The 11,483-nt window shown below is 34.9% G+C and carries 14 protein-coding genes; 10 read left to right on the forward strand and 4 right to left on the reverse strand.

Features of this window, described 5'->3' with window-relative positions:
- From I2F23_RS09990 to I2F23_RS10015, 6 genes are all read left to right on the forward strand, one after another.
- Nucleotides 1–253 (forward strand): poly-beta-1,6-N-acetyl-D-glucosamine N-deacetylase PgaB (locus tag I2F23_RS09990; RefSeq protein WP_215728603.1); only part of this gene is annotated, 253 nt, incomplete at its 5' end.
- A 12-nt stretch (nt 254–265) separates the two neighbouring features.
- On the forward strand, nt 266–1,531 hold the full coding sequence (gene pgaC, locus I2F23_RS09995; protein WP_195772459.1) for a poly-beta-1,6-N-acetyl-D-glucosamine synthase: 1,266 nt from the start codon (nt 266–268) through the stop codon (nt 1,529–1,531).
- A gap of 24 nt (nt 1,532–1,555) precedes the next feature.
- Nucleotides 1,556–1,969 (forward strand): poly-beta-1,6-N-acetyl-D-glucosamine biosynthesis protein PgaD, encoded by a 414-nt coding sequence (gene pgaD / locus I2F23_RS10000; RefSeq protein WP_195772460.1) that lies wholly within the window; start codon nt 1,556–1,558, stop codon nt 1,967–1,969.
- 105 nt (nt 1,970–2,074) lie between these two features.
- Complete coding sequence (locus I2F23_RS10005; protein ID WP_195772461.1) at nt 2,075–3,202, forward strand: acyltransferase family protein; 1,128 nt, start codon at nt 2,075–2,077, stop codon at nt 3,200–3,202.
- A gap of 64 nt (nt 3,203–3,266) precedes the next feature.
- Nucleotides 3,267–3,845, forward strand: a complete 579-nt coding sequence (gene pnuC, locus I2F23_RS10010; RefSeq protein WP_195772462.1) for a nicotinamide riboside transporter PnuC — start codon at nt 3,267–3,269, stop codon at nt 3,843–3,845.
- 45 nt (nt 3,846–3,890) lie between these two features.
- Nucleotides 3,891–4,568, forward strand: a complete 678-nt coding sequence (locus tag I2F23_RS10015) for a DUF421 domain-containing protein (RefSeq protein ID WP_195772463.1) — start codon at nt 3,891–3,893, stop codon at nt 4,566–4,568.
- A 40-nt stretch (nt 4,569–4,608) separates the two neighbouring features.
- On the opposite strand, the gene I2F23_RS10020 is transcribed toward I2F23_RS10015, so the two are convergent.
- Nucleotides 4,609–4,983, reverse strand: coding sequence for a DUF3144 domain-containing protein (locus I2F23_RS10020; protein ID WP_195772464.1), 375 nt, complete (start codon nt 4,981–4,983; stop codon nt 4,609–4,611).
- Between the two features lie 99 nt (nt 4,984–5,082).
- Between I2F23_RS10020 and I2F23_RS10025 the strand changes: the two genes are divergently transcribed.
- A complete protein-coding gene (locus I2F23_RS10025; protein ID WP_195772465.1) occupies nt 5,083–5,715 on the forward strand; it encodes a hypothetical protein in 633 nt (210 codons plus the stop codon).
- A 42-nt stretch (nt 5,716–5,757) separates the two neighbouring features.
- Here I2F23_RS10025 and I2F23_RS10030 read toward each other — a convergent pair whose 3' ends face one another.
- Complete coding sequence (locus I2F23_RS10030; protein ID WP_195772466.1) at nt 5,758–7,185, reverse strand: CYTH domain-containing protein; 1,428 nt, start codon at nt 7,183–7,185, stop codon at nt 5,758–5,760.
- 314 nt (nt 7,186–7,499) lie between these two features.
- On the opposite strand from I2F23_RS10030, the gene I2F23_RS10035 reads away from it, so the two are divergent.
- Both I2F23_RS10035 and serC read left to right on the forward strand, forming a co-directional pair.
- Nucleotides 7,500–8,270: an OmpW/AlkL family protein gene (locus tag I2F23_RS10035; RefSeq protein ID WP_195772467.1), complete on the forward strand. Its 771-nt coding sequence runs from the start codon at nt 7,500–7,502 to the stop codon at nt 8,268–8,270.
- A 187-nt stretch (nt 8,271–8,457) separates the two neighbouring features.
- A complete protein-coding gene (gene serC, locus I2F23_RS10040) occupies nt 8,458–9,537 on the forward strand; it encodes a 3-phosphoserine/phosphohydroxythreonine transaminase (RefSeq protein ID WP_195772468.1) in 1,080 nt (359 codons plus the stop codon).
- A 56-nt stretch (nt 9,538–9,593) separates the two neighbouring features.
- On the opposite strand, the gene I2F23_RS14010 is transcribed toward serC, so the two are convergent.
- Complete coding sequence (locus I2F23_RS14010; RefSeq protein WP_266096420.1) at nt 9,594–9,728, reverse strand: hypothetical protein; 135 nt, start codon at nt 9,726–9,728, stop codon at nt 9,594–9,596.
- Nucleotides 9,729–9,767: 39 nt separating this feature from the next.
- Nucleotides 9,768–10,703 (reverse strand): hypothetical protein, encoded by a 936-nt coding sequence (locus I2F23_RS10045; RefSeq protein ID WP_213014702.1) that lies wholly within the window; start codon nt 10,701–10,703, stop codon nt 9,768–9,770.
- Between the two features lie 200 nt (nt 10,704–10,903).
- Between I2F23_RS10045 and I2F23_RS10050 the strand changes: the two genes are divergently transcribed.
- Nucleotides 10,904–11,377 (forward strand): YaiI/YqxD family protein, encoded by a 474-nt coding sequence (locus I2F23_RS10050; RefSeq protein WP_277095627.1) that lies wholly within the window; start codon nt 10,904–10,906, stop codon nt 11,375–11,377.
- Nucleotides 11,378–11,483 lie beyond the last annotated feature (106 nt).

Genomic DNA, 11,483 nt, shown 5'->3' on the forward strand with positions numbered 1-11,483 from the left:
TGCAGACATTGTGAAACGTTTGAAACAATATCCAAATGGTATTCGTAAATCTGTTGTTGAATTACAAGCGGTTGATTGGAGACAAAACAGTAAGCCTATTCCGACACAGGAGTTAGCAGATACGATTAAGTCTTTGTATCAACAAGGTGTGATGCATGTGGGATATTATCCGGATGATCCAATTACAGGTAATCCTGATCCAGCAATCATGCGTAAGGCATTCGATTTAAAGCCAAAGCGTATAGAGCCTTAGGAGTTTTACAGCATGACAGCATTAGAACACTTTTGGAAATCAGCTTTAGCATTCGTCTTTTATTATCCACTATTCATGTCTTATTTGTGGATGATTGGTGCGATTATTTTTTATTTGAAAGAAAAGAAAGAGCCACCATATACACAACCAAAGCCATTGGCTGAGTATCCGAAAGTTGCGGTCTTAGTTCCATGTTTTAATGAAAGTGATAATGCAGAGGAAACCATTAGTCATGCATTACAGCTAGACTATCCGGACTTTGAAGTTATCGCCATTAATGATGGAAGCTCAGATAATACTGCTGAAGTATTAGATCAATTGGCAATGAAATATGACAAACTACGAGTTGTACACCTTGCACAAAACCAAGGTAAAGCTATGGCACTACAAGCGGGGAGTCTTGTAACTGAAGCTGAGTATTTAATTGGTATTGATGGGGATGCATTGTTAGATAAGCATGCAGCAACTTGGATGGTTCGTCACTTTTTAGTAGACCCAACTGTAGCTGCTGTAACCGGTAATCCTCGTATTAGAACACGTTCTACGTTATTAGGACGTATTCAAGTTGGAGAGTTCTCTTCGATTGTTGGCATGATTAAACGAGCACAGCGTGTCTTTGGTCGTTTATTTACAGTATCTGGCGTGATTACCGCATTCCGTAAGACGGCTGTTCACGAAATTGGCTACTGGTCTCCAGATATGCTTACAGAAGATATTGATATCACGTGGAAACTGCAAAGAGCAGGGTGGGATGTACATTTTGAACCGAACGCACTGGTTTGGATACTTATGCCTGAAACACTTAAGGGCTTGTATAAACAGCGATTGCGTTGGGCAATGGGCGGAGCACAGGTTTTAATCAAAAACTTTGATGTTCTTTTTAAGCCAAGTCTAAATTTTTTATGGCCATTAATGATTGAGTTGTCACTGACACTTATTTGGTCGTATCTAATGTTAATTATGGCAAGTATTTGGTTATTTAATTTAATAGTACCTAACCATGTACTTCCTGCAATGAGTTCACCATTTTTCCCTGATGGAGTTGGAATTTTACTTGGTGCAACATGTTTATTGCAGTTTATTCTCAGTAAATGGATGGATAGCCGCTACGAGCCTCGACTATTCAAAAACTATTATTGGATGATTTGGTATCCATTTGTATTTTGGCTCATTACCGTAACAGCCAGCATTATTGCTTTTCCGAAGGTGCTAGCGAGACGCGATGGAAAACGAGCACGTTGGGTGAGTCCCGACCGTGGTGTTCGTTCTAAGTCCTAATATCTAATATTAAAGGTTTTTTCCATGAATACTCGATCATTGATTATAGATTTACGTGAGCAGTTACCTTGGCATAGACGTTACATGTCTACGACAACAACAGCACTTTTATGGGGTTGCTGGTTTTTACTGTGGCGTCCTATTTTATTGGTTGTGATGTTTTTAATGTATAGCACGCCTTATGGAATTAATAAGTTGTGGAATGCATTTTGGCTTGGTTTACAGGCAGATATGTTCTCATTACTTTTGTGTGCTGGTGGTTTGTGCTTATGGTGTAAGCTCATTCCTGCGCGCACAGTAAAACAAACATCTGTGAAGACAACGGAAGATTATGCTCGGCACTTTGCACTCTCAGAAAGAGAAGTTGTCGACAGCCGTCAAAAGAAAATTACGACGGTATACCACAATGAACAAGGGCAAATTATTCGTGTTGAGTAAGCTGTAGTTTAATTTTTTTAAATGGTTCGTAGGGATTGTGTTGCTTTGCTTGCAACTGACACAAGTCTATTTATTATGCTTTAGTTTTTTAGTTACACTTTCCCTATGGCTAAATTAAATGCTGCTGAAAGTATACGTGGATTAGCCTGCCTTGCTGTTGTGTTTTCGCATCTCAGCCTCAGTTTTTATCCATATTTACATCGTTTTTCTCCTGAGGATCACGCACGTGGTTCTTGGGATTACGCAATTCACCATTCTCCTTTTGCATTTTGGTATTCTGGAACAGCAGCTGTATTTGTTTTTTTTGTACTGAGTGGTTTCGTTCTAAGTTATGCCATTTTAAAAAATGCAAATGTACCAAGAAAGGTTTTGGAAATGACGATCAAACGTTACCCACGTTTGGCGATACCTGCTTTCTTCTCATGTATTTTGGCATGGATTGCTTTGTCTTCGACCGATATTAATAGTGACTTGGTGAATAGTTGGTTGCAATCCTATGCAACAGAAACAATTACTTTCAAGCAAGCAGTGTATGAAGGGAGCATAGGTGCTTTTTTCTTTGCAAATAGTACAACGAACTGGGTACTTTGGACTATGCAAATAGAGCTTATAGGCTCGCTCGTACTTTTCATTTTATTGGTTACTTATCATTATAAAAAATCGCTTTTTTTTATTGCATCTATGTTTCTACCATGTATTACGCTAGGTATGGGCGAAAGCTTTTTTTTAGGAATTTGTAGCTTTGTTATCGGTTGTTATTTTTATCTTTATGCAAAGAAAGTTTCTTTTCCTGTTGGCATAGTATTACTGGTTGTCGGACTCTATTTTGCAGGTAGTCATAATACGAGTCATGCATACCAATGGTTATATAAAATATTAGGTGAACGAACCTATGAGTATGGGAATTTTATTTCAGGTATGCTCATTGTGTATAGTATTTTAATGACGCCCCAGATTGGAGATGCATTAGATAAAAGACCTTTAGTCTATTTAGGGAAGTTGTCCTTTTCTATTTATTTATTGCATATGATGCTCATTTATCTAACGTGTATTCCTGTTTTTAATTATTTAAGACATTTGCACTGGGGCTATAATATTTCAGCTTTGTGTGCGGTGTTGGTGTGTTTGTTTGCAATCGTATGCTGTTCAATGCTTTATAGCCGATATGTAGATGACTTTTCAGTAAAATGTAGTAATTACCTTTCTAAAAAACTATTAGGTACATCAAAATAAATAGATTGATTGTGATGGTCACAAACTTTAGCATAGTGACCATTCTTTAACTCTAGTTACTTATATGTCTACTTTAGAAATATTTGCGGTGATTATTAGTATTATTGGTGTGGGTTTAACTATACTTAGACATATGTGGTGTTGGTTCTTTAATTTTCTTGCATATATTTTATATGGTTACTTATTTTATACCTATCAACTTTATGGTGAAGTCATTTTACAATTCATTTTTTTAGCTATGAATTTTTATGGATTGCATTTTTGGTTGAAAACAAAACAACAAGAACATGAAATACGTATAGAAACACCTATAAAAAGTCATCTTTTATATCAAATAATTTTAACGGCAATTTTAGGTCTATTTTTTGGTATAAGTCTGAAATATTTTACCAATGCTGCGGTTCCAATGTTAGACGCTCAGTTAGCTGCTTTTAGCTTGTTGGCAACGTATTGGACAAGCCGTAAATATATTGCTACATGGCCACTGTGGGTTGTGGTAGACATTATTTATGTGGGGATGTTTCTATATAAAGATTTGTATTTAACTTCGGCGCTATATGCGATGTTTGTAATTATGGCATTTTACGGCTGGAAGAAATGGAAAGTGACTAAACAAAATCAATCTAGCAATATATTAGCTTAAAACAGCACATTCATTAAAACGAGATATTATAAAAAGGGCATCATAATGGGCTTAACATTTTATATGTTTCTACTCATGAAACTGGTCATTGCATTTACAATTATTATTTCCTACATGAATTTTATTGGTAAAACGCAACTTACACAGTTTACTGCTGTAGATTTTTTTGGAAACTTTATTTTTGGTGCGGTTGTCGGTGGGTCTATTTATAATAATAATCTGAAAATTACAGAGTTTATTCTGCTTTTATCCATCAGCGTTCTATTCATGTATTTTCTAAATTACTTATCTCATCGTATACTCAGATTCAGAACTATTGCTGTGGGTGAGTCTATCCCTGTAATTAAGCATGGTAAATTTCTGCTGAGTGACATTGAGCAAAAACGCCGAAAAATTGATATGCTTAGAGTGTTATCGCAACTTCATTGTATGGGTTATCATTCATTTCAAGAAGTGTATTATGCTGAAATTCAACCTGATGGCCAATTGGCAGCAGTAAAGGATACAGCAATACCACCTTCTGAGATTTTTATATTACGTGGGCAAATTTTCGATATTTTGGTTCAAGAGCAAGGAATTGAGAAAAAAAATTTAGAAGGGTTTTTATTAAACCATCATCTTGATTTATCAAATATATTTTTAGCTGAATACTATAATGACCAACTTTTTATTACATTTAGAGATGGAAGTGAAAAATCTTTTGATTTAATGGCTATTAAATAAAAAAGAGAATCGAGAGCTGAGATCTTCAGCTCTTGATAATTTAGTGTTTATGATGATGGAAGTCTTCACTTTTTCTAAATCTTAAATAGTTTTCAAATTGTTCACAGTATTCTTCAAAATTATCGTCTAACATCATTTGAAACTGTTGCATTAAATAAGAAGTCACTTGATCTTTAGCAGCACGCATTTCTTCTCCATTTTTAAATGTGTTTGCTGCAACCCATGTATTAAACCTTGCGCTAGCAAACAGTAGAGATGCACTTACTTCATTTCTAAGGTCTGATGGAGACTGTGATTTACCAGATGGTTTACAGAACTCATTTGCAACTTTAATAAGCTCATCTGCACGTTCAAAAAAAGCTGCATTTAATACTTCTTCTTCTGTAATATCCGTGGCGCTAATTTTGTCTGTCATTTTTATATCCATTTAAAACTGAAAGTTATTATAGGCAAATACTTGCTTAAACAAAACCTTTAGATTACGCTGAAATAGCCTAGGTATGGTGTATTTAAGATGTCAGATGCAATTGAAATACAAAACTTGAAACAAGAAATTCAGCTTTTAAGACAGCAGGTATGGCCACCTCAAGATATAGAGTTTGTTGAAGGTTTACCTATTTATTATGCTTCACAAGATCAAGTGGAGCAGTATTATCAACAGTGGAAGCCACTTATTCAAAGGGCCCGGCAACTATGTACGCCTTTTATGGAAGATGAACCATTAGATGCGCTTCATTTACCTAGCCACTTAAATTTACCTTTATTCTTTTTTCATGTTGATCGTATTCGTATTAATAAAACAAGAGCGAAAGAGTCTAAAACGTTTAGAAATGCCTTAAGTTTAGTTGATAAGTGTGGACAGTTTGCAGATGCTGAACTTACAGCAATGAAAGCTTGGATAGATAGCGACGATACAGCTGCATTGGTTGCTCATCGAGAGTTTGTCGATTTAAGAACATATGTTTTTCAGCATAATCATCCTGAATATACAAGAACACGTTTTTACGTTAATGGTATTATTTTAGGTGTTGAAAAACACTTTAAATTGGTTGATGCGAGAGATAAACCAAGAAAGCAGCGCAGTGATAGTTACAATGACCCTATAGCAGACAATGGTGTCTGGAAAGTATTTGGTAAATATCGTTAAAACTTTAGGGCTTTTAAGCAACTTTACTTAAAAGCCCGAGTCTTATTTTATTTTTAATTTACTCATCAGCTTAGAGTAGCGTTTAAAAATTTTATCTTCTCTTGCTGAAATCCAACCTAATAAAAAGAATTGTTCTGTTTTAATTGCTTTAATATTTCTTAAAACAATATCTTTACTCAATAAATGATTTTTATATAAATCATATACTTCGGAGAAATATGATTTATCCATTTGTTGTGCTAATAAGTATTTATGTGAATGATTTAAATAATACTGGAATTTAGAGATAAGGCCGAAGAGACTTGGGTCTAAAGGTGTTTCTAGTTTTTCACATAACTGTTGTTTAATTTGTGTATATTGCTCGGTCAGCAGTTTTTCGAAGCGAGGTGTTTCATCTTTCTTTTTTTCGTCAGTTGGTAAACTGAATTTGAGTAATTCTAAAATGAGTAGCGTAAATTGAGGAGAGGTGACAGCTTTAGAGAAATCTAACTTATACTTTTCTAAAACACGACTTATGTTTTTGAAATCATAGTTTTCAGTTGACGTATATGTTTGATGTTGCAACGTATAAAGATGATTAAAATCTAAAAGCATTTGATTCAAATCTTTGAGAATATTGCTTTGATCAAGTATAGATTTAGGAATATAAGCTGAAAGTAAATCTAAGCTATGGCAGATATTTTCTATACACAGTTGTGTGGTTGTAAAGTGTTTAGATTCAGCGACTTGATCTGCAATTACTGCAATATTAGGAAGTAATTGCTGTATATAATGCGAAATAATATGTTGGCTCGCTTGATGGCAGGAAAGTTTTTTATCTAAAGATACGATTTTGAAAGTTTCTGCAATGCTTGCATCTAATTGTCGTGCAATTAAGTGCCCGCGTTCTGCTTTGCTACGAACATCTAACCAAATGTGATATTTCTTAACCCAACTTTGAACAAGTTCAATTAAATCTTGTACATTTCCATGTTTAAGCTCGAACTCTAACTCATAAATTTCTTGTTTTTTGTATTGTTCATTGCCGACACTTCCTATATCTAGACATACTTCTACTTGGGTATTTTCATGGTTTAATATTTGGAATTTTCGTTCGACAATGGTTTCAAATTTAATTTCTAAAAGCTTATTTTTATTGTCTTTACTAAAAATATTTGAGAGTAATTTTTGGGCTTTTTTATCATTTTTATATAAGTCTAAAGCAATTTTAGGTGCATGTTCTGATATTCCTCGATCTATCTCATTTTCATAACGTGACAGTGTATTGTTTCCAGCCTTTAATGTTTGTACCCAGTTCTGATTTTCTTTACGTAAGCGTAAGGCAGCATAGTGTTTAGAGAATGCAAAATCGGGAGTGTCAAAATATTGTGCATGTAAAGAAATAGCGTCTGGCGAAAGTTTTTGAATGGCATTTTTAACTATTGTTCTCTTATGTGTGGGTACTTGTAGTTTTAATTCAACTTCATGCATGTGAAGATCCTTGGCAAAAGATAGTTAAGAAATAGTGTACTGAGTTTAAAAGATGAATAGATAAAAAAGGCAAACTTAGCTTACAAAAGATTACATTCCTGATGCTTTTGATTAAACTTTGTTCAATCGGTAATTTAAAAAGAAAGAATAAATTAGAGCTAAAACTTTAATAAACCATATATTTTTAATGGAATCGAATATTCTTATTTTCTAAATCAGAAAAAATAGATTGAAAATTAAAGTAAATATTCTAATAATTTGCGTAAGTTTTTATTGCTTTTATGCAATGCATTTAATTTTGGATACGAATGATCATGAATAAACTCGCTCAAATTATTATTCCGGCGACGCTACTTGTAGCAAGTGCAACGACTTATGCAGAAACAAGTGATGGTAAGACATTAGCAGTTTCTGCAGGCTGGGCACACATTATGCCGCAGGGAAGTAAGCAAGGTGTTTATTCTACGAGTAATAACCGTGCCGTAAGTGCAACAGGCTTTACGTCAGATGCTGGTTTTGACTTGGAACATACAGATACAGCTGAGTTTAAAATCGATTATCTTGTAAATGATAATGTAAGTTTAGGACTAATTCTTGGCGTACCTCCTCGTTTGGATATTAAAGGTGAAGGCTCTCTCTTAGGTGGTAAGCTAAATCTAGATAAATTTAGCAAAGTGGGTGATATTAAAGTCTATAGTCCTGTGATTACAGGTAAATATCATTTTGGTGCGGTAACGAATAAGTTTCGTCCATATGTGGGTGCGGGTTTAATGTATGCACATTTTTCTGGATTAAGACTTGATTCAGGTATTCAAAATGATGCGTTACTAAAAGCAACTCAAGGTTCAATTACCAATGTTAAAGTAAGAGATGCAATTGCTCCTGTTGCTTTCTTGGGTGCAGATTACAGTATTAACAAAGACTGGTTTGTGACGGCATCTGTAAGCTATGTGAAACTCGATACACATGCAAGCCTAGATGTTTCTGGAAAACATCCACTTGCTGGGGCTTATACGGTTAAAGGCGATACAAAAATTGAAATTAACCCAATCGTGACTTACTTAGGTGTGGGTTTCCGCTTCTAAAATAAACGAGATAGCTGATGCATCTTTATATTAGGGTGCATCAGTACTGCTTAGATTAAAAATGTTTAAAAAGAAATGTATTTTCGCGTCATTATCGTTTATATATAAGAAGCTAAATTAGATGGGTTTATAGAAAACTCATTGTTCTATTAAACACTTTCGTATTGAAAATATAAAAGGAAATCTTATGCGCGCGTACAATTTCTGTGCTGGACCTGCTGCATTGCCCACTGCTGTCTTAGAGAAAGCTCAAAGTGAGTTATTAAATTGGCAAGGTAAAGGTGTCTCCATCATGGAAATGAGTCACCGCAGTAAAGACTATATTGCTGTTGCTGAACAAGCAGAAGCAGATCTTCGTAATTTATTAAATATACCAAACAATTATAAGGTATTGTTTTTACAAGGGGGTGCGAGTTTACAATTCTCTGCAATCCCATTAAATTTACTCGGTAAAAACAATCAGGCAGACTATGTTCATACAGGAATCTGGTCAGATAAAGCCATTAAAGAAGCTAAGCGTTACGGTAATATTCATACTATAGACGCTACTTATGATGTAGAGGGGAAGATGGCAATCCGTCCAAGTCAGGATTGGCAACTTTCAGAAAATGCAAGTTATGTACACTACTGTGATAATGAAACAATTGGTGGCATACAGTTTGGTGAAATTCCAACAACAACAGCACCTCTTGTTGCTGACTTGTCATCAAGCATTTTATCTGCGCCTTTAGATATTTCTAAGTTCGGTTTAATTTATGCAGGTGCACAAAAAAATATTGGACCTGCAGGTCTGACTATTGTCATTGTACGTGATGATTTACTAGATCAAACGAAACCTGAAATTCCATCTTTATTAAAGTATTCTGCACAAGCTGACAATGCGTCTATGTTAAATACACCAGCTACTTATTCTTGGTATTTGGCTGGTTTAGTATTTGAATGGTTAAAAGAGCAGGGTGGTGTTGAAGCAATTCATAAGATTAATCTTGAAAAATCAAATCTACTATATGGTTATATTGATCAAAGTGATTTTTACGCGAATCCAATTGCTCAACCTAATCGTTCTATTATGAACGTACCATTTACGCTTGCAGATAGTTCTTTAGAAAAGCTGTTCTTACAAGAGGCAGAGGCTGCTCATTTACTCAATCTTGCAGGACACCGTTCTGTAGGAGGCATGCGTGCAAGTATTTATAATGCTGTACCTTTAGAGGGTGTGCAAGCATTGGTTGATTTCATGGATCAGTTTGCAAATAAGCACGGCTAATCGAGGTATAAAAATAAGAAGCACTACTCAATATTATGGAGTACAGTGCTTCTTATTTAATAAATTGAATGCAGTAAAAATGCAACCATAAAAATACCAAGAAAGAAAAAGTAAATTCCACCAAGGTCAATCTTAAGTTTAGGCTGTGTGTGTTGTACGAGCGTATTTATTTGTTCTGGAGCGGTCTTCATTCATCAGTTCCAAATCATATAATATAGATTATATGGTTATTATTTGCTCTTAATTGTAGAGTAAATATTTGCTTGAATCCATATGTTGCCGCGAATATATTCCCCTATTTCATAATTCTTATACAAAGTATCTTTCGTAATAATACGAATAAGGGTTGATTCTGCATTATCTTCCAATATTAAGGTGACATCGTATAGTGTGTAATCTTCATTCATGAAGCTTAATTCACTTTTACCAACGATTTTACCTTGAAACCAAGCTTCATCTTCCTGTCCTAGGTTTTCACCGTATAAATACGCAACCATTTTAGAAAAGTCGACAGTAACAGGGGCTTTATCATCTTCTGTTTTAGGTTGCCATTGATCAATCAGTTCTTGTAAGTTTGATGGAGCAATGCCATTGTGTTCTGCCAAAATATCATTTAATGCACGGTGGTGTTTAATTGAAGCAGGGTCGTCAACTACAATGTGTTCATTTGGGTTGACTGTATTGAGTTCATAAGCCCAAGCCGTCAAGCTAACGCTATAGGTCTGAGTGGTATCATATTGTGCATGATTGACAGCATATAAACTATCGAATGCATAAACTGTCGCATTATGACCTATGTTTAAACGTAAAACAGCTTGGCTATTATTTTGACTACGAATAATACGTTCGACTTTAGCAACTGTTTTGAAAGGACTTTCAAAAATAGGAAAGGCTGTTTTTACAGATTTAGGCTGATTATTTTCAACAGCAATGACCTGAGTCACTTGAATTTTGGACTCTTCTGGCCCTTGAATCAGCCAACAGCTTTCATCCATATCTTGTTCTGTACCGCAGAGTCCCATAGGCATAACAGGTGCATTAAGTGCTTGACCTAACCATTGCGGTACAATCTCTGAAGGATTATTGGTGAGAAGATTCCAATGTTCAACATGACTACCAAATATTTTGTCTTCAACAGTAATTGTTTCAGGTCTATTTTTTTGCATATTTATAAGCACACTAAGTTTTGTCCCGTTGATGTCCTATATCGTGCATTTTGATGTATTTTTCAAGTCAATGATGTGAAAAGTTCGTAAAATTTATTTATTTAGATGTCTGCTAAACGCATTTTACGATTTAATTTAAATAATCGCTGAGGCATTTATAGAGGGATATTGTTAAAATGACTTAAATTGTTAAATGACCTATTCATGTGCTAAATTTTAAATTATGGGTAGATGCAGATGCGCTACCAAGAATCTATCGAGATATTATTTTTAAAGCATCTGACCGTTACTTGCTTGAAGTAATTTTTGTTGCTAATCAGCCATTAGGAATTACTCCTTCTGTACGCATTAAATCATTACAAGTCATGAGTGGTGCAGATCAGGCTGACAAAGAAATTGTTCAGCAAATGTGTGCAGGCGATATTGTGATTACTCAAGATATTCCACTTGCTGCCGATGTGATCGAAAAGGGAGGTGTGGCGATTCACCCCAGAGGTGAGATCTATACCATAGCGAATATTAAAGCGAGATTACATTTACGTGACTACATGGATACATTACGTGGAGCAGGTGTACAAACTGGGGGGCCTAAACCTCTAAGTGAAAGAGATAAGCGCGAGTTTTCGAGTGCTTTAGATCAAACCATTCAAAAACAAAAACGCCGTAAACTCTAAGAAATTTTCATAAAATCTCATCAGGTAACATGCTTTGTACAATTGAATGTCAGAACATATCCCTAATGAGGTTTAATTTTTGTGAAAATAAAGATAAGATTTTGCC

Origin of the sequence: Acinetobacter pollinis (genome assembly GCF_015627175.1) — a bacterium.
GTDB lineage: Bacteria > Pseudomonadota > Gammaproteobacteria > Pseudomonadales > Moraxellaceae > Acinetobacter > Acinetobacter pollinis.